This window comes from Pseudomonas kairouanensis (assembly GCF_004682055.1).
GTDB classification, from domain to species: domain Bacteria; phylum Pseudomonadota; class Gammaproteobacteria; order Pseudomonadales; family Pseudomonadaceae; genus Aquipseudomonas; species Aquipseudomonas kairouanensis.
In genome coordinates this window covers 59,887-84,265 of the sequence record NZ_QUZU01000022.1, presented here as the reverse complement: position 1 = coordinate 84,265, position 24,379 = coordinate 59,887, and the positions used below count along the sequence as shown (strand labels likewise).

Here is a 24,379-nt window from a genome sequence, read left to right as displayed (position 1 = left end):
ATGATGGATAAGGCATGGAAGTTGATGTTGTTCGTCAGCGAGTTCTTTGGCGACATGCTCAGGTTTATTCGCCACAACGGTTACTCGCCGCTGGAGGGCCGCAACAAGAAGCTGTTCTACAAGATCCTGATCGAAACCCACACCGTGGAAAAAGGCCTGTCCCTCAAAGAGCCCAAGCCGCTGTTCGGCAAGGGCAAGATCAACGCCATCATCCAGATGCTCAACGACTACGACCGCAGCTATTCGGCGTTGCCGGTGGAGATGGCCCTCGGCGCCTTCCAGGGCTACCTCGACCTGCATCGCACCCTGGGCATCAGCGATGAGTTCGTGTTCTACCTCGACGCCTACGTCGAGCACCTCAAGCGCGACGGCACCGCAAGCACCGGCGGCATCAAGCGCGCCGCCACCTGGCTGGGGGAGGGCGGGCTGGACGCCAAGGCGTTCCTGCAATCGCGCTCCAGTTGCCGCATGTTCCAACCCGGCAAGATCGACAGCCCGCTGCTGACCTCACTGGTGGAACTGGCGCAGTCGTCGCCTTCGCAGTGCAATCGCCAGTCGTCGCGGGTGCATGTGTACCAGGACCGCGCGGTGATCGCGCAGTTACTGGCGCTGCAGGGCGGTTCAAGGGGGTTTGCCCAGTCGGTGGACAACCTGTTTGTGGTCACTTCCGAAGTCACCGCTTGGGGCGGCGCCGGCCAGCGCAACCAGCTTTACGTGGATGGCGCTCTGTTTTCCATGGGCCTGTTGCTGGCCTGCCATGCCAATGGCCTGGGCGCGTGCCCGCTGAACCTGGCCGTGCTCAATTCGGTGGAAAAGAAGATCCGCACCGTCGGCGCCATCCCGGCCAGTGAGCGGCTGATCATGATGATTGCCGTGGGCTTGCCCGTGGAAAGCCACTTCCGTGCCGCGCGTTCACCGCGCAGGCTCACCACTGAAGTCCTGCAACTGCATGGTGGCTGATATGAAGCGTGAAACCGTCAGCGTGATCATCCTCACCTACAACGAAAGCCTGCACATTGCTCGGGCCATCGAGTCGGCCCGCGCGTTCAGCGATGAAGTGCTGGTGGTGGACTCGTACTCCAGCGACGACACCTGCGACATCGCCCGGCGCCACGGCGCGCTGGTGGTGCAGCACCCGTTCGTCAACCAGGCCAAGCAGTTCCAGTGGGCCCTGGACCACTTGCCGATCACCGGTAACTGGACGATGCGCCTGGACGCCGACGAGATCATCGAGGCAGACCTGGCCGCCGAGATCAACCGCCGCTTGCCTGGCCTGGCGCGCGATATCACCGGCATCAACTTCAAGCGCAAGCACATCTTCATGGGGCGCTGGGTACGCCACGGCGGGCGCTACCCGCTGAAGATGCTGCGCCTGTGGCGCACCGGCCAGGGGCGCATGGAAGACCGTTGGATGGACGAGCACATCTCGGTGGCCGAGGGCCGCACCATTACCCTCGAAGGCGGCTTTGCCGACCATAACCTGCACGACCTGACCTTCTTCACCCACAAGCACAACCAGTACGCCACCCGTGAAGCCATCGAAGTGCTCAACGCACGCATGGGGTTGTTTGCGATCCGCGATGAGCTGCACACCGGGCAGAGTTCATTCCAGGCCAAGACCAAGCGCCTGGTGAAGAACCGCCTGTACAACCGCGTGCCGTTCACCCTCAGTTCCACGGCGTATTTTCTGTGGCGCTACATCATCCAGCTGGGGTTTCTGGATGGTCGCAGCGGCCTGGTCTATCACCTGCTCCAGGGTTATTGGTACCGCTTTCTGGTGGGTGCCAAAGTGCTGGAACTTGAAACTGCCATTGCTCACTTACACGACAAGGAAGCCATTGTCCGGGAACTTTCCAAGTTGACCGGCCATAACTTGAACCTGCCCACACCGAAGTAACTGACCGTTTTTAACAAACACCCAAGTTTGGGTGTCGGCCTTCGCTCGCCTATCAATTGGGAGACAGACATGAACAAAGTTGCACTTATCACCGGCATTACCGGTCAGGATGGCTCGTACCTGGCGGAGCTTCTGCTGGAAAAAGGCTATACCGTGCACGGTCTCAAACGGCGTTCTTCGTCGTTCAATACCCAGCGCATCGATCACCTTTACCAAGACCCCCAAGCCCTGAATAAAAACCTGGTCCTGCACTACGGCGACCTGGCGGATTCGTCCAACCTGACGCGCATCATCCAACAGATCCAACCCGACGAAATCTACAACCTCGGCGCCCAATCCCATGTGGCGGTGAGCTTCGATTCGCCGGAGTACACCGCCGATGTGGACGCCCTGGGCACCTTGCGCATTCTTGAGGCCATCCGGCTGCTGGGCCTGGAAAACAAGACCCGCTTCTACCAGGCCTCCACCTCCGAGTTGTACGGGCTGGTGCAGGAAACCCCGCAAAAGGAAACCACGCCGTTCTATCCGCGTTCGCCCTATGCGGTGGCCAAGCTGTATGCCTACTGGATCACCGTGAACTTCCGCGAAGCCTATGGCCTGTATGCCTGCAACGGCATCCTGTTCAACCACGAGTCGCCGCGCCGTGGCGAAACCTTCGTGACGCGCAAGATCACCCGCGCCCTGACCAACATCGCCCTGGGCCTGGAACAGTGCCTGTACATGGGCAACATGGACGCGCTGCGTGACTGGGGCCATGCCAAGGACTACGTGCGCATGCAGTGGATGATGCTGCAGCAAGAGAGCCCCGAAGACTTCGTGATCGCCACCGGTGTGCAGTACTCGGTGCGCGACTTCATTCGCTGGTCGGCCGCCGAGTTGGGGCTGCGCTTGCGTTTCGTGGGCGAGGGCGTGGACGAGGTGGCGGTGGTGGAGCACATCGACGGCGACCTGGCCCCCGGCATCCTGGTGGGCGATGTGATCGTGCGGGTCGACCCGCGCTATTTCCGTCCGGCAGAAGTCGAGACCTTGCTGGGCGACCCGACCAAGGCCAAGCAACTGCTGGGCTGGACGCCGGAAATCAGCGCCCAGGAAATGTGTGCGCAGATGGTTCGCGCCGACCTCAAGATTGCCCAGCGTCACGCCTTGTTGCGCCTGCACGGGCATGACGCACCGATTGCGGTGGAGAACTGAGATGGCCCGTGATCTGGATGCGCGCATCTTTGTCGCCGGCCACCGTGGCATGGTCGGCTCGGCCATCGTGCGGCGCCTGTGGGCCCTGGGCTACACGCAGATCCTCACGGCCAGTCGCGCCGAGCTGGACCTGCTGGACGCGGCAGCGGTGCAAGCGTATTTCGCCAAACACCGGGTGGGCCAGGTGTACCTGGCGGCGGCCAAGGTCGGCGGGATTCACGCCAACGCTACGTACCCGGCGGATTTCATCTACCAGAACCTGATGATCCAGGCCAACGTGATCCACGCGGCCCACAGCCATGGCGTGGAGAAGCTGCTGTTCCTCGGCTCGTCGTGCATCTACCCGGTGCATGCGCCGCAACCGATGATCGAAGCGGTGTTGCTGGACGGCGCGCTGGAGCCCACCAACGAGCCCTACGCGGTGGCCAAGATCGCCGGGATCAAACTGTGCGAAAGCTACAACCGCCAGTACGGCCGGGACTACCGCAGCGTGATGCCCACCAACCTGTACGGGCCGGGTGACAACTATCACCCGGAAAACAGCCATGTGATCGCGGCGTTGTTGCGCCGCTTTCATGAGGCGACCCAGCGCGGTGACGAGGAAGTGGTGATCTGGGGCAGCGGCCGTCCGCGCCGTGAATTCTTGCATGTGGACGACATGGCCGCCGCCAGCGTGCATGTGATGGAGCTGGATCCGGCGCGCTACCGCGAGCAGACCCAGCCGATGCGTTCGCACCTCAATGTGGGCTCCGGCGTGGACTGCACCATCGCCGAGCTGGCCCAGGCGTTGGCGCGGGTGACCGGCTTTCACGGGCGCCTGCGTTTCGACGCCAGCAAACCCGACGGTGCACCGCGCAAGTTGTTGGATGTGAGCCGCATCAACGCCCTTGGCTGGGAAGCCTATGTGCCGCTGGAAGAGGGCCTGCGCGATGCCTACAACGCCTACGTTGCGGCCCTCGAACAGCCTCGGGGCCAGTGATGAAGATCCTCCTGTATGGCATCAACTACAGCCCGGAGCTGACCGGTATCGGCAAGTACAGCGGGGAGCAGGCACGCTGGCTGGCCGAACAGGGCCACGCGGTGCGGGTGATCACCGCGCCGCCGTATTACCCGCAGTGGCAGGTGGGCGAGGGCTATTCGCCGTGGCGCTATCGCACCGAACAGGACGACGGCGTCACGGTGATCCGCTGCCCGTTGTTCGTGCCGCGCCAGCCGTCGGCGTTGACACGTTTGCTGCACCTGGTGAGTTTTTCTGCCAGCTCATGCGTGGCGGTGCTGGGGCAACTGCGCTGGAAGCCGGACCTGGTGATCCTGGTGGTGCCCACGCTGTTTTGTGCGCCCCAGGCGTTGTTGCTGGCCAAGCTCAGTGGTGCCAAATCCGTGCTGCATATCCAGGACTACGAAGTGGATGCCATGTTTGGCCTGGGCATAGGCGGCGGCTCGTGGTTGCGACGCCTGGCGTTTGGCATCGAACGCTGGTTGCTGCGGCGTTTTGATCGGGTCTCGACGATTTCCAGCGGCATGCTCGACAAGGCTCGGGACAAGGGGGTGCACAGTCGGCGCCTGCTGTTTTTTCCCAACTGGTCGGAAACCGCGCGTTTTCGCCAAGTCGCCCACAACCACGTATTGCTGGCGCGCCTGGGCGTGCCAGCGGGGGCGCGGGTGTTGCTGTACTCCGGCAACATCGGCGAGAAGCAGGGGCTGGAGCTGATCCTTGATGCCGCCCAGGCCCATGCGCACCGGGCGGACTTGGTGTTCCTGATCGTGGGGCAGGGCACCGGCAAGGCGCGCCTGCTGGAGCGGGTCCAGCGCGATGGCTTGCGCAATGTGCTGTTCGCACCGTTGCAGGCCTATGAGGATTTGCCGGCGCTGCTGGCCTCGGCCGACGGGCATCTGGTGATCCAGAAGCGCGGCGTGGCCGATGCGGTATTGCCGTCCAAGCTCACCAATATCCTCGCGGTGGGCGGCAACGCCATCATCACCGCCGACCCCGAGACCACTCTCGGCCGCTTGTGCCAGGAGCACCAGGGCATTGCGGTGCTGATCGAACCGGAGTCCGTCACGGCGCTGAACGCCGGGATCGAGCAGGTGTTGGCCATGCCTGCACGCAATGGGGTGGCGTTGAACTACGCCAAGGAGTTCCTCGACAAGGAACGCATTCTGCAACGTTTTCTGGCACAGGTTTGACCGTTATGTGGCTTGATTTACCGACCTTCAAAACGGTCGTGGCGTCCACGCCGTTGGTGGCGATTGACCTGGTGGTGCGTAACGCCCGTGGCGAGGCCCTGCTGGGCTTGCGCATGAACCGGCCGGCCTATGGCTACTGGTTCGTACCCGGCGGGCGGATTCAAAAGAACGAAAGCCTGGACCGCGCCTTCCAGCGCATCACCCGCGAGGAGTTGGGGCGTACCTTCGCGCGTGCCGAAGCCCGCTTGCTGGGGGTGTTCGAGCATTTCTACGATGACAGCGTCTTCGCCAATGCAGGCTTGGGCCCGGACACCCATTACGTGGTGCTCAGCTATTGCCTGGACCTGCCCGAAGGCCTGGCCCTGCAGCCGCCCACCGCACAACACCAGCAGTACCGGTGGTGGCCGCAGGATGAACTGCGATTCAGCTTGCGGGTGCATGAAAACACCCGTGCCTATTTCAGCCACTCTCTTCCAAGGATGCTCCCATGTTAATCCCCGTGATCATGGCGGGAGGCTCGGGGTCACGCCTGTGGCCGCTCTCGCGACAGCTGAACCCCAAGCAGTTCCTGCGCCTCACCGATGCGCATTTGTCCATGTTGCAGCAGACCATCACACGGCTGACCGGCGCCAACGTCGGGTTGCCCCAGTTGATCTGCAACGAACAACACCGCTTCCTGGTGGCCGAGCAACTGCGCCAGTTGGGCATGGAGCAGGCAAGCATTCTGTTGGAGCCGGTAGGGCGCAACACTGCGCCGGCCATTGCGCTGGCGGCGTGCAAGGCGGTTGGCGAGGGTGATGATCCGATCCTGCTGGTGCTGGCGGCGGACCACCTGATCGAAGACATCCCGGCGTTCCACGCCAGCCTGGAGGTGGCACTGCCCCTGGCGCGGGCCGGTAAGCTGGTGACCTTTGGCATCACGCCTACCTGCGCCCATACCGGCTATGGCTACATTGAGCAGGGTGCGGCGGCGGGCGAGGGCGGTTACCGGGTCAAGCGCTTTGTCGAAAAACCCGACGTCGCCACCGCTGCCGCCTACGTGGCCAGCGGCGCGTACTACTGGAACAGCGGCATGTTCATGTTTCGCGCCAGCCGCTACCTGGAGGAACTGGAGCGCTTGCAGCCGGCAATCCTCGAAGCCTGCCGCGTGGCGTTGGAAGGCGGTAGCCAGGATTTGCCGTTCACCCGCGTGCATGCGGCCACGTTTGCAGCGTGCCCGGACGACTCCATCGACTACGCCGTGATGGAAAAAACCAGCGACGCCGTGATGGTGCCGCTGCAGGCCGGCTGGAGCGATATCGGCTCCTGGTCGGCACTGTGGGAGGCCAGTGAGAAGGACGCCCATGGCAATGTGATCCGTGGCGACGGGCTGGCCCTGCAAACCCGCGACACCTACGTGCACGCCGACAGCCGCTTGGTGGCCACGGTGGGCGTGCAGGACTTGATCATCGTCGAAACCAAGGACGCCGTGCTGGTGGCTCACAAGGACCAGGTGCAGCAGGTCAAGGCCATCGTCGAGCAGCTCAAGCAGGCCGGGCGCCATGAGCATCTGAACCACCGCGAGGTCTACCGGCCGTGGGGCATGTACGACTCGGTGGACAACGGCCAGCGATATCAGGTCAAGCGCATCACGGTGAAGCCGGGGGCCAAGTTGTCGGTGCAGATGCATCACCACCGCGCCGAGCACTGGATCGTGGTCAGCGGCACGGCGCGGGTCACCAATGGCGAGCAGACCTACCTGGTGTCGGAAAACGAGTCGACCTATATCCCCATCGGCCAGGTGCATGCCCTGGAAAATCCGGGCGTGATTGCGCTGGAACTGATCGAAGTACAGTCGGGCTCTTATTTGGGCGAAGACGATATTGTGCGCTTTGAAGATAAGTACGGTCGGGCGTGAGCAAGTCCGACAATTAATAACATTTTAAATAAGAGCGGTTGGCACCTCGCATTGAAGTGGCGGGCACTTCGCCGGAAAAACGTTAATTTCAACGGCCACTGTTAATTATGAACTGTCTGGTGCGCTGTTTAGTGGGGTGGCACTATCGTGCGGACTACTCACTGACAATAAGGAGTCTGTTATGAAAAAAGCACTGGCTGTGGGTGTGCTCAGTGTCATGAGTACTGTGGTGTTGGCCGATGAGTTGCCATTGGGGCTCAGTACCCCGGTGGCAGGCACGGTGACGGTAGGGCAAACGCTCCTGGTTAGCAGCGCCCTGATTGCTGGCGTTGCAGCTGCGTCCAACAGCGGCGGCAGTTCCAACGGCGGCACGACCACAGGCACCACCGGTACGACCGGCACTACAGGTACCGGCAACTAAGTTGTAAACCTTCCGCTTTTAGACCACTCGGAACCCCGTCCAAGTGGTCTTTTTTTCTTGTTGTTTATCGCGAGTGTCCTAACACTATGATGCGTATTTTTTCTGTGGCGGCCGTGGCCGCTGCCGTGTTGCAGGGCTGCATGTTTGCGCCGGGCCAATATATGGATATCGCGGCATTGACCGAGGGCGGCGGCGCGCAAAACAGTCGAGTGGATTTAATTCCCATCACGCCAAAGTTATTGGCCATGGACGCGGCAACCCAAGTGCCTTATTCCATTGCGCCGGAACTTTTAAGTTATAAACCGGGGCCGTATTTGATCGGTGCCAACGATGCGCTGTACATCACCGTATGGGATCACCCCGAACTCACCGCACCGTCCGGCCCGCAACAGCAGATCGATGCCAACGGCCGGCTGGTGAGCCCCGACGGCAACCTGTTCTACCCCTATGTGGGCGAGCTGGTTGCCAAGGGCCGCAGCATCGAAGCGTTGCGCAGTGAAATCACCGAAAAACTGCGCCAGTACATCGACAGCCCCCAAGTGGACGTCAGTGTGCTGCGCTTTGCCAGCCAGAAGGTGGTGATTACCGGCGCGGTGATCAAGGCCGGGCCGGTGCCGATCACCACCATTGCGATGAACGTGACGGAGGCCCTGGGCGCCGCCGGTGTCGATCCGATCAACGCCGACCTGTCCAACCTCACGCTCACCCGTGGCGGCAAGCGTTACACCCTGGACCTCGACACCCTCAACCTGGGGCAGTCGCGCTTGAATGACATCTACCTCAAGGACGGCGACCAGTTGTACCTGGCCTACAACGACCGCAAGCGCATCTACGTGATGGGCGAGGTCATGCAGCCCCGCGCCCTGAGCTTCAAGACCCGCAGCATGAACCTGTCCGACGTGCTGGGCTCGGTGGGCGGGGTCAACCAGAACACCTCCAACGCCGATGCGATCTACGTGATTCGTGGCGCGCAGAACATCGACGTGGAACCGGCCAAGGTGTTCCAGCTGGAAGCGGCATCGCCGTCGGCCATGGCCCTGGCCACACGCTTTGATGTGCAGCCCCAGGACGTGGTGTTTGTGGGCCCGGCCAATATCACGCGATGGAACCGCTTTATCAGCCAGTTGGTGCCCTCGGCCTCGATCATCGGCATCGGCGCGTCCACCCAGAACAACCTGAGCGAAGCCAGCAGCCGATAGGGTGGTACCTGCGTGAACTGTCTGAAAATCGCGACTTGCATGGGGTTGGCGTGGCTGTTGAGTGGCTGCAATCCGCTGATGAGTGCCTCGATGGATACCTTCAAGGCGGCCGTGGCCGGGCCGCCCGCGCTGGAACTGAGCCAGGCCCAGGTGGATGCGGTGCCGTTCCCCCAGATCCTGGTCACCACGGTGTCCAGCGAAGGGGTGATGGCGTTGATCCGCCAGCGCGGCGACCTGCAGTTCTGGGTCGCGTCGGGCAAGCAGGTACTGCTGCTGCGCGATGGGCTGGTGGTGCGCACGGTGGGGTTGGGGGTGGACCTCAATGGCACCCATTGGAGCGGCCAGTCGCCGTTCCAGCTGGGCCTGCACCGCGTGCCGGACGGCTATCGCAGCACGCGCCAACTGGACTGGGTGAATGGCTACCGGCTGGGCGTCACACTCGCCAGTCGCATGACCCGCCAAGGCATCGAGACTGTCGAGATCCTGCACAAAACCTATGCCTTGCTGCGGGTTGACGAAGAGGTCCAAGCGCCGGGGTTTGCGGCACGCAACCGCTACTGGGTCGACCCGGTGGACGGTTTTATCGTGCGCAGCGAACAGCACCTTGCCCCCGACCTGACCCTGACCATCACCCAACTGCAACCCACCCGCAAGGACGCCCGATGAACCGTCGAACCCTCGCGGCACTCGCCGTTTTGTGGGGCTGCGCCAGCGCGTGCCAGGCCGCCGTCACCGTCAGTGGCCAGGTGCGCAACCCTGGGTCGATCGAATGGCAACCCCAAGCCCGTTTGCTCGACCTGATCACCGCGTCGCAACCGGATGCCGAGGGTTACTGGCTGGGCGCCGCGTGGCTGCATCAACCCTTGCGCGACCGCCAGGCGCGGCTCAAGGCCGGTGTGTTGTTTGACCTGCAGACCTTGCACGACGCCGCCCTGGCCGCCGGCGATGAGGCGCGGGCCCGCATGGCCGCGCAGTGGTATGCGCACGTGCAGGCCTTGCCCGTCACCGGCCGCCAGGTCGCGGTGCTGGACCCGGTGGCGGTGGAAGTCGGGTTTGCGCCCAACCTGTTGGTCAGCGATGGCGACCGCCTGGTCTACCCGCCAAGGCCCGACACGGTGCGCGTGCTCGGTGCGGTCGTGGCGCCCTGCACCGTGGCGTTCCGGCCACTGCAGCGGGCGCGTGACTACCTTGAGGCCTGCCCGCCCTTGGCGCCCACTGACGACCTGTGGCTGATCCAGCCCGACGGGCAGGTCACCCGCTTGGGCATCGCCGCCTGGAACCGCGAGGACGGCACGCCACCGGCACCCGGCAGCACCTTGCTGGTGCCGCTGCGCAGCGATGACCTGGCCCCGCCCACCCCGGAACTGAACCAGCAACTGGCCGAGTTTCTCGCCACCCAACTCCCGGCTGAGGTCACGCCTTGAAATTTTGTCTTGCGGCCGTGCTGCTGGTGCCTTGTGGCGTCGTGCATGGCGATCCCCGTTACACCCAAAGCGATTTTGGCGGCGTCGGGCTGCTACAAACCCCCACCGCCCGCATGGCACCCGCCGGTGAACTGAGCGTGAATGCCAACCGCACCGAACCCTACAGCCGCTACAGTTTTTCGGCCCAACCCCTGGACTGGCTGGAAGGCACCTTTCGCTATACCGCGATCACCAACCGCCCCTACGGCCCCGAGTCGTTCAGCGGCGGCCAGAGCTACAAGGACAAGGCCGTGGACGCCAAGGTGCGGCTGACCCAGGAAAGCCACTGGCTGCCCCAGGTGGCGGTGGGGCTGATGGACCTGGGCGGTACCGGGTTGTTTTCCAGCGAATACGTGGTGGCCAACAAGCGTTACGGCGACCTGGATTTCAGCGCCGGTGTCGCCTGGGGCTACCTGGGCAATCGCGGTGATTTCGACAACCCCTTGGGCGCCCTGGATGATCGCTTCAAGACCCGTCCCACCGCCGAAGGCTCGGGCAATTTCTCCAATGGCTATTTTCGCGGGCGGCCGTCGTTGTTCGGCGGTGTTGCCTACCAGACCCCTTGGGCGCCGCTGAGCCTCAAGCTGGAATACGAAGGCAACGATTACCAGCACGAGCCCCGAGACAACAACCAGCGCCAGGACTCGCCGATCAACCTCGGCGTGGTCTTCAAACTGGCCGATTCGGTCGATGTGAGTGCGGCCTGGGAGCGTGGCAATACGGCGATGTTCGGCATCACCCTGCACACCAATTTCGTCAGCCGCCAGGCGCCGGCCAAAACCTATGACCCGCCGGCACCCACGTTACCTGCCCAGGCGCCCGGCATGCCGCCGGACCAGGTGGACTGGGCCGATGTGTCCCGGCGCCTGCACGACAACGCCGGGTACAACGTGCAGCGCATTGCCCAGCGCGGGCCGGAACTGTTGGTGTACGGCGAGCAGCAGCGCTATTTCTACAGCGCCAAGGCGGTGGGGCGGGCCAGCCGTATCCTCGATAACAGCGTGAACGACCAGATCGACTGGTTCACCCTGGTCAACGAGCGGTATGCCATGGGGATCGAAGAAACCAGTGTGCCCCGCGCCACCTTTCGCAACGTGGTCAACAACCGTGAAGACCTGCAGAACCTGCACCGCCAGGTGGAGGTCAACCGCGCCAGCGACAACACCCAGACCGTGCTCTACACCCAGCCACCCAAGCCTTTCACCTATGGCCTGGGCCTGGGCTACAAGCAAAACGTTGGCGGGCCGGATGGCTTGCTCTACCAGGTCAGCGCCGACCTCGACGCCGAGTATCGCTTCACCCGCAACACCTGGTGGAGCGGCTTGCTCAGCGTCAACCTGCTGAACAATTACGACGGCTTCACCTACGACGCCCCCAGCGGTTTGCCACGGGTACGCACCGACCTGCGCCAGTACATGACTGCCTCCGATGTGACCTTGCCTACCTTCCAACTCAACCATGCCAAGCGCCTGGACCAGGACCTGTACGCCATGGTCTACGGCGGGTTGCTGGAGTCGATGTATGCCGGCGTCGGCGGTGAAGTGCTGTACCGGCCGATGGACCGGGGCTGGGCGTTGGGCGCGGACTTGAACTACGTGCGCCAGCGCGGCTTCCAGCAGGATTTCAGCCTGCGCAGCTACCACACGCTGACGGGGCATATCACCGGCTACAGCGACCTGCCGTTCAATACCCAGGGCGCGTTGAGCGTGGGCCGATACCTGGCCCGGGACTGGGGCGCGACCCTGGACCTGTCGCGCCAGTTCACCAATGGCGTACGCGTGGGGGCGTGGATCACCCTGACCACGGCGTCCAAAGAGCAATACGGCGAAGGCAGTTTCGACAAGGGCTTGTACCTGTCGATCCCGTTCGACGAGTTGATGAGCCTGTCGACCATGCGCCGTGCCAACCTGGTCTGGGCGCCGTTGACCCGCGACGGGGGCGCGCGGCTCAACCGCGCGTACTCGTTGCATTCGATGACCGATGGGCGCGACAGCGAGCTGTTCTACAACAACCTCGACAAAATCACCCAGTAGCCGGCTGTGCGGTCAGAGCACCCGCAATACGATCTTGCCGATATGCTCGCCGCCTTCCATCCGCGCGTGCGCCTGCTCGGCCTCGGTGTAATCGAACACCTGGTCGATCATCGGCAGGCAACGCCCGGCAGACAGCACGGGCCAGACGTGTTCGCGCAGCTGTGCGGCAATCGCGGCTTTTTCATCCCGGGTGCGCGCGCGCAGCAAGGAGCCGGTGACGATGGCGCGCTTGGCGAGGATGGTGCGCAGGTCCACGTCATTGGCCGTGGCACCGCCCAGATAACCGAGCATCACCAGGCGGCCGTCCATGGCCAGGGCCTTGAGGTTGTTGTTGAGGTAGGAGCCACCCATGATGTCGAGGAGCACATCCACACCCTGGTCGCCGATGACGTCGGCGAAGTCCTGTTCGCGATAATTGATGGCCTCGGCGCCCAAGCTGCGAATCACCGCGCATTTGTCTTCGCTGCCGGCGGTGGCGAACGCCTGGATGCCGAATTCGCGGCAAAGCATCAACGCGGTGGTGCCGATGCCACTGGTGCCGCCGTGGATCAGCACGCGCTGGCCCTTATGGGCGCCGCCAATGCCGAACAGGTTGGCCCATACGGTAAAGAACGTTTCAGGGATCGCCGCTGCCTGGACCCACTCCAGGCCCTCGGGAACCGGCAGGGCCTGGCTGGCGGGCACCGCGCAATATTGGGCGTAGCCACCGCCGTTGGTCAGGGCGCACACCTTGTCGCCAAGGGCGTATTCACTGACCCCTTTGCCCAGCGCCACCACTTCACCCGCGACTTCCAGGCCGGGGTAGGGGCTCATGCCGGGCTTCATCGGGTATTTGCCGGCGCGTTGCAGGGCATCGGGGCGGTTGACCCCGGCGGCGTGCACGCGGATCAGGATCTCACCGTCAGCCGGGGAGGGCACGGGCACCTGGCGTGGCTTGAGCACCTCGGGGCCGCCGGGGGTGGTGATTTCAATCAGGGTCATGTCGGTTGGCAGGGTCATTTTGCGAGTCCTGTGTAGATGAGCGTTGGGTTTGGGACCGCAGCGGACGGTCGACGGTTCAGCAAACGCATGCCCAATTCCAGCAGCAGCGCGACCACAATCGCCCCGGCGGCAAGCATGAACAGCACCCCATACTGCCCGCCGCTGCTGTTGAACAGCGCCGAGTAGGCAAAGCCGGACAGGGCCTGGAACGAGGCGAACGATACCGTGGCGCGGCTCCACGCCACTTGTTGCTGGTGATGGTTGGGCAACAACTCATGCACACGGGCCAGGGCCAGCGGCACGATGCCCGGCGGGAACGAGCCGAGGATCACCGCCAGCACTGCCAGGGCCGTGAACGACGTGGCAAAGGGCAACAGGCCGAGCACCAGCGCCTGTACCACCAGCACCAGGCGGATACCGGCGCGGGCACCGAGTTTGTCCGCCAGGAACCCGTAGGTGACAGGGCCTGCGATCGAGCCCAGGCCGTACATCACCCAGATCATTGCGCCGACCTGGGCACCGTCGCCCAAGCCACGGGCCACGTAGTCCACCAGGAACACCATGGCCGGCACCAGGCCCGCCGCCATAAAGGCGTATTGCGCAAACAGCAGGTACACGCCAGGCGGCGTCGGTGCGGTTGTGCCCGCGTGCACCGGGGCTTCATGTGGCGTTTTGGCGGGCCAGGCGAACCAACTTGCCGCCGTCAGCACCAATGCCAGCAGTCCCAAACCGAACCAGGTCTGTTGCAGGCCCAGGCTCAACAGGGGCGGCACGATTGTCCCGGAGCCGGCGATGCCCAAGCCGATGCCCAGGAAGATCGCGCCACTGGCCAGGCCACGGCGCTCCACGGGAACGTGGGGCAGTACCGTTGAGGCCACCAACACCATGATCGCGCCACCGGCGATGCCCGACAGCAGGCGCCAGCCAAAGAACCAGGCTACCGACAGCGGAAAGCCACAGGCGAAGAACGCCAGGGTCGCCGCCACCATCATCAGGCGCAGGGCGGTTTTGTTACTGGTGCGTTGGGCGATGGGCCGACCGATCAGTGCGCCGATCAGGTAACCCACCAGGTTGGCGGCGCCGAGGTACACCACGTCACTGGCGCTGAACCAGTGGGCCTGGATCAGGCTCGGGATCAGCGGCGTGTAGGCGAATCGGGCCAGGCCGATGCTTACCAGGCTGGCACACAGGCCAGCGAAGATGGGCAGCCAGGTCGGGCTGCGAGGTGAAGCGTGGGTGTCGAGCATGATGGCTGTCCTGGGTATTTTTCAATGGTGTCCAGCATATCCAGGTTTGGTGATGCAATAATGCTGCGATTTCGCTGATGGTAGATGCATATATGCAGCACTGGAGAGCACGATGAATTGGGATGACGCACGGGTATTCCTCGCGGTGTGCCGCGAATCCACGTTGCGCGGCGCAGCGCGGGTATTGGGCGTGGACCAGGCCACAGTGGGGCGGCGCATCAACGCCCTGGAAAAGTCCCTGGACGCAACCTTGTTCCTGCGCACGTCCGAGGGCTATGCACTCACCGCCCTGGGCGAAGCCGCCTTGGTGTCGGTGGAAAAAATGGAGCGCTCGGCACTCGACCTGCAACGCCAGATCCAAGGCCTGGACGACCGCCTGACCGGCACCGTGCGGGTCAGCACCACCGACTCCCTGGCCATCGACTTCCTGATCCCGGCCATTGCGCAGTTGCACCACAAGCACCCCGATGTGCGCGTGCAACTGGACGCCTCCACCCAGATCATCAGCCTGGCCAAGCGCGAAGCCGACATTGCCGTGCGCAATACCCGCCCCGACAACCCCGACCTGATTGCCCGGCGCATTGCGCGCTGGCCGGTAGGGCTGTTTGCCGCCCAAGCCTATCTTGATCGCCGGGGTGTGCCGCAGCCGGGCAGCCTGTTCCAGGGCCACGACCTGGTGGTGTATCAACCCTACCTGCAAACCCAGAAAGACATGACCCTGGTGTCCGAACCCATTGGCCGTGGCCGCATTGTCGCGGCCTTGAGCTCCAGCCTGCTGGTACGGCGCTCGATTGCCGCTGGCATCGGCATTGGCGAGATCCCGGTGTACACCGGCGAGCGCGACGGACTGGTGCGCCTGTGGCCCGAGCGCCAGCGGCCGTTGCCCTACGACGTGTGGCTCGTCACCCACGCCGACCTGCGCCACACCGCCCGTGTGCGGGTGGTGATCGATGAAATCGTCGCGGCGTTCGCCGGTACGGGGGAGTAGTCAGCACAGGCTTGCAATTTCCTGCTGCGTGGTGCGCTCACAATCACCCTCCTTATGTAGGTTCGCGGGTGACGAGATGACCAGAAAATTAGCGTGTGCAGTCAGCCTTGCAGTGGCATTGGCGGGGGCCTCTGCCTTCGCTGCAGCACCGGCCCAGGTCGGTACCCAGGTGCCGGGCTACTTCCGCCTGGCTGTGGGCGATTATGAAGTGACGGCGTTGTTCGATGGTTACAACGACCTGTCGCCCAAGTTGCTCAAGGGCATGACCCAAAGCCAGATCCGTGCACTGTTGGCGCGCCGTTCGATTGAAACCCCAGGCGTGCAGACCGCGTTCAACGCATTCCTGGTCAACACCGGCAAGCAACTGATCCTGGTGGACACCGGTGCCGGGCAGTGCATCGGGGCCACCGCCGGTCAACTCTCAGCCAATATGAAGGCCGCCGGTTATGAGCCATCCCAGGTGGATACGATCCTGCTGACCCACCTGCACCTGGACCACGTGTGCGGCCTGGTTGACGCCCAGCACCAGCCGATCTTTGCCAATGCCACTGTTTACGCCGCCAAGGCCGAGGCCGACTACTGGCTAGACCCACAAGCGCTGGCCAAGGCGCCGGAAGCGGCCAAAGGGTTTTTCAAGATTGCCCAGGATTCGACCGCACCTTATATCGCCGCCAATCGCTTCAAGACGTTTGAGCCTGGCAAGTTGCCGGTTGACGGCGTCGAAACGGCGCAGGAGCCAGGGCATACGCCGGGCAGTACCACCTACCGTTTCAACTCCCAGGGCCAGAGCATTCTGTTCATGGGCGACCTGGTGCATAACCTTGCCGTCCAGTTCGAACATCCCGAGGTGTCTATCGGTTTTGACGTGAATGGCCAGCAGGCGATCAAGAGCCGTGAAGCGGTCTTCAGTGCGGCGGCCGCCAGCAAGATCTGGGTGACGGCGGCGCATCTGCCGTTTCCGGGTATCGGTCATATCGCCACCGAGGGCAAGCATTTCCAATGGGTGCCGGTGGAGTACGGCCCTTACAAGCGCGCGGCGCATGTACCGCTGATCGATTGAATCCCTACGGCCGCCGTGCAACTCGCCGGCGGCTTTTACCTGGAAAGGTCGCTTATGAACGAATCAAGAAATCAGGACCTGGGGCTGCTGTTTTTGCGGGTGAGCGGGGCGCTGTTTCTGCTGTGGGTGCATGGCTTGCCCAAGTTGCTCAACTACAGCGAGCAACTGAAACTGATCGAAGACCCTTTTCACCTGGGGGCGAACATTACCCTGCTGTTGGCGATTTTTGCCGAGGTGCTGTGCCCACTGTTGATCATCGCCGGGGTACTGGTGCGCCTGGCGTGCCTGCCGATCCTGAGCGTGCTGGTGATTGCGCTGGTGGTGGTGCACCCGGAGTGGACGCTGTTCGAGGCGCAGTTTGGCTGGTTGCTGTTGATCATTTTCACCACGCTGCTGATCAGCGGGCCGGGACGGTGGGTGGTGAGCCAGCGCTTTAGCTGAGCAACAGTGGCGAGGGAGCACGCTCCCTCGCCACGGGTTGCATCAGCGGTTCAGGAACGCCAGCAAGTCTTCGTTCAGTTGCTGGGTGTGGGTCACGGCAAACCCGTGCGGCGCATCCTTGTAGACTTTCAGCTCGGCACCCTTGATCAGCTCGGCCGCCACTTTACCGGTGGTCTCGAACGGCACGATCTGGTCGCCATCGCCATGGATCACCAGGGTCGGTACATCGATCTTGGCCATGTCCGGGCGGAAGTCGGTGTCGGCGAAGGCAGTGACGCAGTCCACCGTCGATTTGAGCGAGGCCTGCAGGGCGATCTGCAAGGTCTGGGTCAGCACGCCGGGCGAGACGACCTGGCCCTTGTTGATGCCAAAGAAGGGCGTGTTGAAGTCGGAGATGAATTGCGCACGGTCCTTCAACAGGCCTGCCTTGATGCCGTCGAACACCTCGGCCGGCACCCCCTGCGGGTAATCGGCGGTCTGGCCAAAGATCGGCGTCACCGCCCCCAGCAGTACCAGGCCGGCCACGCGGGCGCTGCCATGGCGTGCGATGTAGCGCGCCACGTCGCCGCCACCCATGGAGAAGCCCACCAGGGTCACGTCCTTGAGGTCCAGGTGCTCGATCAGTTGAGCGATATCGTCGGCGAAGGTGTTGTAGTCATTGCCGGTCCAGGGCTGGTCCGAGCGCCCGAAGCCACGACGGTCAAACGCAATGGTGCGAAAGCCCCGGCTGCTCAGGTATTCCATCTGGTATTCCCACATGTCCGCGTCCAGCGGCCAACCGTGGCTGAACAGGACAGGCTTGCCGCTGCCCCAGTCCTTGAAGTAGATCTGGGTTCCGTCTTTGGCAACGAAGGTGCTCATGGAAAACTCCTGGGTGAGTGGAAAATGACGCTGGCTCACTATTGTCCTAAACCGGACGAAGGGCTTGTACGGGTGTGCTCGGTTGAACGGTTCAGCGTCTATGCTGGTCCACTGACTTCCACTGTCCGATCACACAGGTGAACGAAATGGCCAAGACTTACAGCTACGCCGCGCAGAACGCCAAGGATGCCCTCAAGCCCTTTACTTTCGAGCGCCGCACGCCGGGGGCGGATGACGTGCAGATCGACATTCTGTTCTGCGGGGTCTGCCACTCCGACCTGCACACCGTGCGCAACGAATGGCAGAACACCCTGTACCCCTCGGTGCCCGGCCACGAAATCGTCGGCCGTGTCACGGCGGTGGGCGCCAATGTGCAGGCCTTCAAGGTCGGCGACCTGGCGGGCGTCGGCTGCATGGTCGACAGCTGCCAGCACTGTGCGTCCTGCGCCGAGGGCGAGGAGCAATACTGCGAGAACGGCTTTACCGGCACCTACAACGGGCCGGTGTTTGGCGGTGAGAACACCTACGGCGGTTACTCCGACAGCATCGTGGTCAAGGAGAAGTTCGTGCTGCGGATCTCCCATGGCGATGCCAACCTGGCTGCTGTGGCGCCGTTGCTGTGTGCGGGCATCACCACCTATTCGCCGCTGCATCACTGGAAGGTAGGCCCCGGCAAGAAGGTCGGGGTGGTCGGCCTCGGCGGCCTGGGCCACATGGCCGTGAAGATCGCCCATGCCATGGGCGCCCATGTCACGCTGTTTACCACCTCGCCCAACAAGCGCGAAGACGGCCTGCGCCTGGGCGCCGACGTGGTGGTGGTGTCCAGGAACGCCGATGAGATGGCCAAGGTCGCCAACAGCCTGGATTTCATCCTCAACACCGTGGCTGCGCCGCACAACCTCGATGCCTTTATCAGCCTGCTCAAGCGCGACGGCACCATGACCCTGGTCGGCGCCCCCGACAGCCCGCACCCGTCGCCGGCGGTGTTCAACCTGATCTTCAAGCGCCGCAGTATCGCCGGGTCGTTGATCGGGGGCATCCAGGAAACCCAGGACATGCTCGATTTTTGCGCCAGGCACAAGATTGTCTCCGACATCGAGATGATCGATATCCAGGGCATCAATGAGGCGTACGAGCGCATGCTCAAGGGCGATGTGAAGTATCGGTTCGTGATCGATATGCAGAGCCTGAAAAAAGACCGCGACGCGGCCTGATCGCCAGGCGCTGTTGCAGGTGGGCGGGCTTGCTCGCCCCACCACCCCCTCAAACAGCACGTACATCCAATTTTCCCCACCCCGGCCCCGGCAAACTTCCCTCATCGCTGATATCTCGAAGCAGAGGGAAAACCCATGGCCCCATCACCCCAGACAGGCCCCGACGAAGTCGTTACCCTGGTGGTCAAGCACCTCATCAAGCAAGGCCATGAGGCCAACTATGAAGCCTGGTTGCGCCGCATCGTCCGCATCGCCGGCGAGCGCCCAGGCCACCTCGGCGTTGATGTGGTGCGTACCCAGCAGAACGGTTTGACCCTGTTCACCTGTGTACTGCGCTACCGCTCCACGGACGATCTGGAAACCTGGCTCGACTCCCCCGAGCGCAAAACCCTGATCGACGAAGCCGCACCGATGCTGGCCGACGGCGACAACACCGAAATCGGCGCCGTCAACGAATTCTGGTTCAACCCCGCGACCGACAGCGCTGCCAAGCCGCCGCGCTGGAAGCAAGCCGTGGTCACCCTGTTTGTGATCCTGCCGTTGACCCTGCTGGTCCCGATCATCTGGGGCCCGGTGCTGCGCCTGCACCCGTTTCTCTCCAACTATGTCGTCGCCACCTTCCTGGTCACCGTGACCATCGTGTTGCTGGTGGTGTACCTGCTGATGCCGGCGGCCACCCGCCTGTTCGCTCCCTGGCTTGAAGCCTCTGTAAAGGAAACCCTATGAACGCCGATCTGATTTTGTTCAATGGCCAGTTCCACACCGTGGACCGTGAAAACCCGCGGGCAACCGCCGTCGCCATCAGCCAGGGGCGCTTTGTCGCCGTGGGCACCGATGGTGAAGCCATGGCCCTGCGCGGCAGTGGCACCAAGGTCATCGACCTCAAGGGTCGCACCGTCATCCCCGGCCTCAACGACTCCCACCTGCACCTGATCCGTGGCGGCCTGAACTACAACCTGGAGCTGCGCTGGGAAGGCGTGCCATCCCTGGCCGATGCCCTGCGCATGCTCAAGGACCAGGCCGACCGCACCCCAACCCCGCAGTGGGTGCGTGTGGTGGGCGGCTGGAACGAATTCCAGTTCGCCGAAAAACGCATGCCCACCCTGGAAGAACTCAACCAGGCTGCGCCCGATACCCCAGTGTTCGTGCTGCACCTGTACGACCGCGCCTTGCTCAACCGCGCCGCCCTGCGTGTGGCCGGCTACACCAAGGACACGCCGAACCCACCGGGCGGCGAGATCGTGCGCGACAGCAACGGCAACCCCACCGGCATGCTGGTGGCGCGTCCCAACGCGATGATCCTGTATTCGACCCTGGCCAAAGGCCCGAAACTGCCTTTGGAATACCAGGTCAACTCCACCCGCCAGTTCATGCGCGAGCTCAATCGCCTGGGCCTGACCAGCGCCATCGACGCCGGCGGTGGCTTCCAGAACTACCCCGATGACTACGCAGTGATCGAACAGCTGGCCAAGGAAGAACAGTTGACGGTGCGCATCGCCTACAACCTGTTCACCCAGAAGCCCAAGGAAGAGCTCAGCGACTTCCAGAACTGGACCGGCAGCGTCAAGTTGCACCAGGGCGATGACTACCTGCGCCACAACGGCGCCGGCGAGATGCTGGTGTTCTCGGCCGCCGATTTCGAGGACTTCCTTGAGCCGCGGCCGGACCTGCCGTTGACCATGGAACAGGAACTGGAGCCGGTGGTGCGTCACCTGGTGGAGCAGCGCTGGCCGTTCCGCCTGCACGCCACCTATGACGAGTCCATCTCGCGCATGCTCGACGTGTTCGAGAAGGTCAACCGCGATATCCCGTTCAATGGCCTGCCGTGGTTCTTCGACCACGCCGAAACCATTACCCCGAAAAACATCGAACGCGTTCGGGCGCTGGGTGGCGGTATTGCGATCCAGGACCGCATGGCGTTCCAGGGTGAGTACTTTGTGGAGCGCTACGGCGCCAAGGCCGCCGAGGCCACGCCGCCGATCAAGCGCATGCTGGCCGAAGGCGTGCCGGTAGGGGCGGGCACCGATGCCACGCGGGTGTCGAGCTACAACCCGTGGACCTCGCTGTACTGGATGGTCAGCGGCCGCACCGTGGGTGGCCTGGAACTGCACGCCGAAGGCCTGCCGCGCCTTACTGCACTGGAATTGTTCACCCATGGCAGCGCCTGGTTCTCGTCCGAGCAGGGCAAGAAGGGCCAGATCAAGGTCGGCCAACTGGCGGACGTGGCTGCGCTGTCGGCGGACTTCTTCAGTGTCGATGAAGAAGCCATCAAGTGGATTGAATCGGTCCTCACTGTGGTCGGCGGCAAGGTGGTCTACGGCGCCGGCGATTTTGAAGACTACGCACCGCCTCGCGTACCCGTGCTGCCGGACTGGTCGCCGGTGGTCAAGGTGCCGGGGCACTGGCGCCCAAGCTCGCCGTTGCAGGCGCAAGTGCACCAGTGCAGCGGCCCGTGCGGCGTGCATTCCCACAGCCACGAAAAGGCCCGCCTATCCAGCGTGCCGGTCAGCGACTTCCAGGGTTTCTGGGGTGCGTTTGGCTGCTCGTGCTTTGCGTTCTGATTACTCAAACCCCCGTTAGGAGATAACCCCATGGCTTACAACCGTTTGAACAAAGATGATGCCGTTGTCCTCCTGGTCGACCACCAGACTGGCCTGATCTCGCTGGTACAAGACTTCTCGCCGAACGAGTTCAAGAACAACGTGCTGGCCCTGGCCGACGTCGCCAAGTTCTTCAACCTGCCGACCATCCTGACCACCAGCTTTGAAGCCGGTCCCAACGGCCCGCTGGTGCCAGAGCTCAAAGAACTGTTCCCGGACGCGCCGTACATCGCTCGCCCAGGCCAGATCAACGCCTGGGACAACGAAGACTTCGTCAAGGCCGTCAAGGCCACCGGTCGCAAGCAGATCATCATCGCCGGTGTAGTCACCGACGTGTGCGTAGCGTTCCCAACCCTGTGCGCGCTGGAAGAAGGCTTCGAAGTGTTCGTGGTGACCGACGCTTCCGGCACCTTCAACGAAACCGTGCAACAAGCCGCCTGGTCGCGTATGACCGCCGCCGGTGCACAGCTGGTGAACTGGTTCTCGGTGGCGTGCGAGCTGCAAGTTGACTGGCGCAACGACATGGAAGGCCTGGCCAACCTGCTGTCGCCACGCATCCCCAACTACCGCAACCTGATGAACAGCTACTCGGCATTCACTGCCAAGTAACCTGCCCCCAAGCGGACCGCAATACCCCTGTGGGAGCGGGCTTGCTCGCGAATACGGAGTGTCAGTCAACAGATGATGTGACTGACCCACCGCATTCGCGAGCAAGCCCGCTCCCACATTTTGGTTTGTGGTGTTGCGACGAACCGGTTATACAACCGCATAAATGTCCACCGAGAAGCGACAATGAACCCCTTTGAAGACATGCGCCTGTTTTGCCAGGTCATGGAGTCCGGCAGCTTTACCGCCGCCGCCGAACAGTTGGGCTTGTCCAAACAGTTCGTGAGCCGCCGCCTGATCCAGCTGGAAGACCGCCTCGGCGTGCGCCTGCTCAACCGCTCCACCCGCCGCCTGGATGTTACCCCCCTGGGCCAGAGTTATTACGAGTCGGCCTTGCGCCTGCTCAGTGAAGTCGAGCAGGTGGAGCAGGGCATCACGGGCCAGAACAGCGAACCCCGCGGCACCATTCGCCTCAGTGCGCCGTTGTCGTTTGCCATTGCGCACCTGGGCTGCCTGCTGCCGCTTTTCTTGCAGCAGTATCCCGAAGTCGCGGTGGAAGTCGACCTCAGCGACCGCCCCGTGGACCTGATCGGCGAAGGCTACGACCTGGTGCTGCGCATCGGCACCCTGGAAGACTCCACCCTGATTGCCCGCCGCATCGCCAGCATCCCGCGCGTGTACTGTGCCAGCCCCGACTACCTGGCCTTGCGTGGTACGCCGCAACAGCCTGAAGATCTGGCCAGGCACGACTGCCTGCCGTACGGCCACAGCCGCCAGGTGCAGTGGCGCTTCAAGGGCAAGTTGCAGGCGTTGAATGTGTGCGGGCGCATGCGCGTGAACAACGGCGATCTGCTGCGCGACACGGCCATTGCCGGGTTTGGCATCACCTATTTGCCGACCTTTATCGTCGGCGATGCCTTGAAGGACGGCCGCCTGGTCACCCTCCTCGATGAATTCGCCCCCGAAGACCTGACCTTGTCGGCGGTGTATCCGCAACACCGGCAAAGCTCACGCCCGGTGCAGGCACTGGTGGAGTTCCTGCGCGAACGCCTGGCTAGCGGCTGTTGAACAACTGCCAGATCAGGCTTGGCGTACTGCCGGTCCAGCGCTTGAACGCGCGGCGAAAGTTCGCCGCATCGCTGAAGTTCAAATACGCCGCCACTTCTTCATTGCTGTAGCCCTTGACCTGGTACAGGTGCAGCGCCACCTGCTTGCGCACCCGGTCCACCTGCTGCTGAAACCCCGTGTCGTGCTTGTGCAGCTTGCGCTTGAGGGTTGCCGGGCTCATGGCGAAGGCCAGCGCGGCCTGTTCCAGGCTTGGCGGTTGGCGTACCTGTTCATGCAGGTAGTCGTAGAGGCAGTCGAGAAAGCTGCCGGCAAAGCCCAGCTGTTCGATCTGCTCGCGAGCTTGCTGGCGCGCCACCTGGCCGGCGGTGGCCGAGGCGCCCGGCCAGGGGCGGGTGAGGTATTCACGCGGGATGCAGAGCATGTCCAACGGGCGCTCGAAGCGGGTTTCTTCCCCCAGGTGCACCCAGTATTGCTCCACATAACGCGGCTCGGCATGGCTGAAACTGCAGGCCCAGGGCAGGCGCTCGCCGCTGAGCCATTGGCTCATGGCAACCAGCGAAGTCATGCTGGCTTCCAGCAAGAAACGCCAGTGTTCGCCAGCGCCGCAACTGTCCAGCCAGTAGAGGTAAGCGTGGTGTTCATCCAGTTCCAGTTGCAGGGTGACCAACGGACTGAGCAGTACCTGTTGCTGGATCAGAATCTCCAGTGCCTGGTGCAGGTTCTGCGCATGCCCTAACGCATGGCTGGCCGCGCCGTAATAGCCGGGTAGCAGGCGTTGACCGAACAGGAAGCTGCTGTCGTCGGCGTCGAGCAGTTTGCGGCTATTGCCGATCAAACCCAAAAATTGCTGCGGGCTCAGGCGCGCCGTGCCGGCCAGGATGTCCTCATGAAACAGCCCGGTGCCGCGCAGCAGTCGGTGGCTGTCGATGTCTCGGGACAGGGCCAGGTCGATCAGGGTGGCAGGCTGGTAATGGCCGGGGATGAAGCGGCTGTCGGCTTCATACCAGTTGGTTTTCACGGCCATG

24 protein-coding genes are annotated in these 24,379 nt (G+C 63.1%); 20 read left to right on the top strand and 4 right to left on the bottom strand.

Translation table 11 applies throughout. From position 1 onward, the window contains the following. The 12 genes from DYL59_RS18005 (at position 1) to DYL59_RS17950 (ending at position 12,288) form a co-directional block, all read left to right on the top strand. Positions 1 to 960, top strand: coding sequence for a nitroreductase family protein (locus DYL59_RS18005; RefSeq protein ID WP_167496690.1), 960 nt, complete (start codon positions 1 to 3; stop codon positions 958 to 960). Position 961: 1 nt separating this feature from the next. After that, complete coding sequence (locus DYL59_RS18000; protein ID WP_135290365.1) at positions 962 to 1,897, top strand: glycosyltransferase family 2 protein; 936 nt, start codon at positions 962 to 964, stop codon at positions 1,895 to 1,897. A 69-nt stretch (positions 1,898 to 1,966) separates the two neighbouring features. Continuing rightward, entirely contained in the window at positions 1,967 to 3,088 is a 1,122-nt protein-coding gene (gene gmd / locus DYL59_RS17995; protein ID WP_135290364.1) for a GDP-mannose 4,6-dehydratase, read from the top strand. 1 nt (position 3,089) lies between these two features. Continuing rightward, on the top strand, positions 3,090 to 4,067 hold the full coding sequence (gene fcl / locus DYL59_RS17990) for a GDP-L-fucose synthase (RefSeq protein WP_135290363.1): 978 nt from the start codon (positions 3,090 to 3,092) through the stop codon (positions 4,065 to 4,067). After that, on the top strand, positions 4,067 to 5,275 hold the full coding sequence (locus DYL59_RS17985; RefSeq protein ID WP_135290362.1) for a glycosyltransferase WbuB: 1,209 nt from the start codon (positions 4,067 to 4,069) through the stop codon (positions 5,273 to 5,275). The genes fcl and DYL59_RS17985 overlap by 1 nt, the downstream gene beginning before the upstream one ends. A 5-nt stretch (positions 5,276 to 5,280) precedes the next feature. Further along, positions 5,281 to 5,769, top strand: a complete 489-nt coding sequence (locus DYL59_RS17980; protein ID WP_135290361.1) for a GDP-mannose mannosyl hydrolase — start codon at positions 5,281 to 5,283, stop codon at positions 5,767 to 5,769. Then, positions 5,763 to 7,172, top strand: a complete 1,410-nt coding sequence (locus DYL59_RS17975) for a mannose-1-phosphate guanylyltransferase/mannose-6-phosphate isomerase (protein WP_135290360.1) — start codon at positions 5,763 to 5,765, stop codon at positions 7,170 to 7,172. The genes DYL59_RS17980 and DYL59_RS17975 overlap by 7 nt, the downstream gene beginning before the upstream one ends. Before the next feature lie 181 nt (positions 7,173 to 7,353). Continuing rightward, complete coding sequence (locus tag DYL59_RS17970) at positions 7,354 to 7,593, top strand: hypothetical protein (protein ID WP_135290359.1); 240 nt, start codon at positions 7,354 to 7,356, stop codon at positions 7,591 to 7,593. A gap of 86 nt (positions 7,594 to 7,679) precedes the next feature. After that, on the top strand, positions 7,680 to 8,792 hold the full coding sequence (locus DYL59_RS17965) for a polysaccharide biosynthesis/export family protein (protein ID WP_135290358.1): 1,113 nt from the start codon (positions 7,680 to 7,682) through the stop codon (positions 8,790 to 8,792). Positions 8,793 to 8,804: 12 nt separating this feature from the next. Then, positions 8,805 to 9,458: a YjbF family lipoprotein gene (locus DYL59_RS17960; protein ID WP_272948864.1), complete on the top strand. Its 654-nt coding sequence runs from the start codon at positions 8,805 to 8,807 to the stop codon at positions 9,456 to 9,458. Next, the gene (locus DYL59_RS17955; protein WP_135290357.1) at positions 9,455 to 10,216 is read left to right on the top strand and encodes a capsule biosynthesis GfcC family protein; all 762 of its coding nucleotides are present in this window, start codon (positions 9,455 to 9,457) and stop codon (positions 10,214 to 10,216) included. Before DYL59_RS17960 ends, DYL59_RS17955 begins: the two co-directional genes overlap by 4 nt. After that, positions 10,213 to 12,288 (top strand): YjbH domain-containing protein, encoded by a 2,076-nt coding sequence (locus DYL59_RS17950; protein ID WP_135290356.1) that lies wholly within the window; start codon positions 10,213 to 10,215, stop codon positions 12,286 to 12,288. Before DYL59_RS17955 ends, DYL59_RS17950 begins: the two co-directional genes overlap by 4 nt. Before the next feature lie 12 nt (positions 12,289 to 12,300). Here the strand turns inward: DYL59_RS17950 and DYL59_RS17945 are convergent, their stop codons facing one another. Then, positions 12,301 to 13,287 (bottom strand): NAD(P)H-quinone oxidoreductase, encoded by a 987-nt coding sequence (locus DYL59_RS17945; protein ID WP_135290355.1) that lies wholly within the window; start codon positions 13,285 to 13,287, stop codon positions 12,301 to 12,303. Then, entirely contained in the window at positions 13,284 to 14,516 is a 1,233-nt protein-coding gene (locus DYL59_RS17940) for a YbfB/YjiJ family MFS transporter (protein WP_135290354.1), read from the bottom strand. The genes DYL59_RS17945 and DYL59_RS17940 overlap by 4 nt, the downstream gene beginning before the upstream one ends. A gap of 112 nt (positions 14,517 to 14,628) precedes the next feature. Between DYL59_RS17940 and DYL59_RS17935 the strand changes: the two genes are divergently transcribed. From DYL59_RS17935 to DYL59_RS17925, 3 genes are all read left to right on the top strand, one after another. Beyond that, positions 14,629 to 15,504, top strand: a complete 876-nt coding sequence (locus DYL59_RS17935; protein WP_135290353.1) for a LysR family transcriptional regulator — start codon at positions 14,629 to 14,631, stop codon at positions 15,502 to 15,504. A 76-nt stretch (positions 15,505 to 15,580) separates the two neighbouring features. Then, the gene (locus tag DYL59_RS17930) at positions 15,581 to 16,564 is read left to right on the top strand and encodes an MBL fold metallo-hydrolase (protein ID WP_135290352.1); all 984 of its coding nucleotides are present in this window, start codon (positions 15,581 to 15,583) and stop codon (positions 16,562 to 16,564) included. 54 nt (positions 16,565 to 16,618) lie between these two features. Beyond that, positions 16,619 to 17,005, top strand: a complete 387-nt coding sequence (locus DYL59_RS17925) for a DoxX family protein (protein WP_135290351.1) — start codon at positions 16,619 to 16,621, stop codon at positions 17,003 to 17,005. A 42-nt stretch (positions 17,006 to 17,047) separates the two neighbouring features. On the opposite strand, the gene DYL59_RS17920 is transcribed toward DYL59_RS17925, so the two are convergent. Continuing rightward, positions 17,048 to 17,866, bottom strand: coding sequence for an alpha/beta fold hydrolase (locus tag DYL59_RS17920; RefSeq protein ID WP_135290350.1), 819 nt, complete (start codon positions 17,864 to 17,866; stop codon positions 17,048 to 17,050). Between the two features lie 146 nt (positions 17,867 to 18,012). Here DYL59_RS17920 and DYL59_RS17915 point away from each other — a divergent pair, with 146 nt between their 5' ends. From DYL59_RS17915 to DYL59_RS17895, 5 genes are all read left to right on the top strand, one after another. After that, complete coding sequence (locus DYL59_RS17915) at positions 18,013 to 19,080, top strand: NAD(P)-dependent alcohol dehydrogenase (RefSeq protein ID WP_135290349.1); 1,068 nt, start codon at positions 18,013 to 18,015, stop codon at positions 19,078 to 19,080. A 135-nt stretch (positions 19,081 to 19,215) separates the two neighbouring features. Further along, positions 19,216 to 19,806, top strand: coding sequence for an antibiotic biosynthesis monooxygenase (locus tag DYL59_RS17910; RefSeq protein WP_135290348.1), 591 nt, complete (start codon positions 19,216 to 19,218; stop codon positions 19,804 to 19,806). Then, complete coding sequence (locus tag DYL59_RS17905; RefSeq protein ID WP_105699741.1) at positions 19,803 to 21,641, top strand: amidohydrolase; 1,839 nt, start codon at positions 19,803 to 19,805, stop codon at positions 21,639 to 21,641. The genes DYL59_RS17910 and DYL59_RS17905 overlap by 4 nt, the downstream gene beginning before the upstream one ends. Before the next feature lie 30 nt (positions 21,642 to 21,671). Then, the gene (gene ycaC / locus DYL59_RS17900) at positions 21,672 to 22,289 is read left to right on the top strand and encodes an isochorismate family cysteine hydrolase YcaC (RefSeq protein ID WP_135290347.1); all 618 of its coding nucleotides are present in this window, start codon (positions 21,672 to 21,674) and stop codon (positions 22,287 to 22,289) included. Between the two features lie 183 nt (positions 22,290 to 22,472). Continuing rightward, on the top strand, positions 22,473 to 23,354 hold the full coding sequence (locus tag DYL59_RS17895; protein ID WP_135290346.1) for a LysR family transcriptional regulator: 882 nt from the start codon (positions 22,473 to 22,475) through the stop codon (positions 23,352 to 23,354). On the opposite strand, the gene DYL59_RS17890 is transcribed toward DYL59_RS17895, so the two are convergent. Beyond that, the gene (locus tag DYL59_RS17890; protein ID WP_135290345.1) at positions 23,341 to 24,378 is read right to left on the bottom strand and encodes an AraC family transcriptional regulator; all 1,038 of its coding nucleotides are present in this window, start codon (positions 24,376 to 24,378) and stop codon (positions 23,341 to 23,343) included. The genes DYL59_RS17895 and DYL59_RS17890 overlap by 14 nt on opposite strands. Position 24,379: the final 1 nt, after the last annotated feature.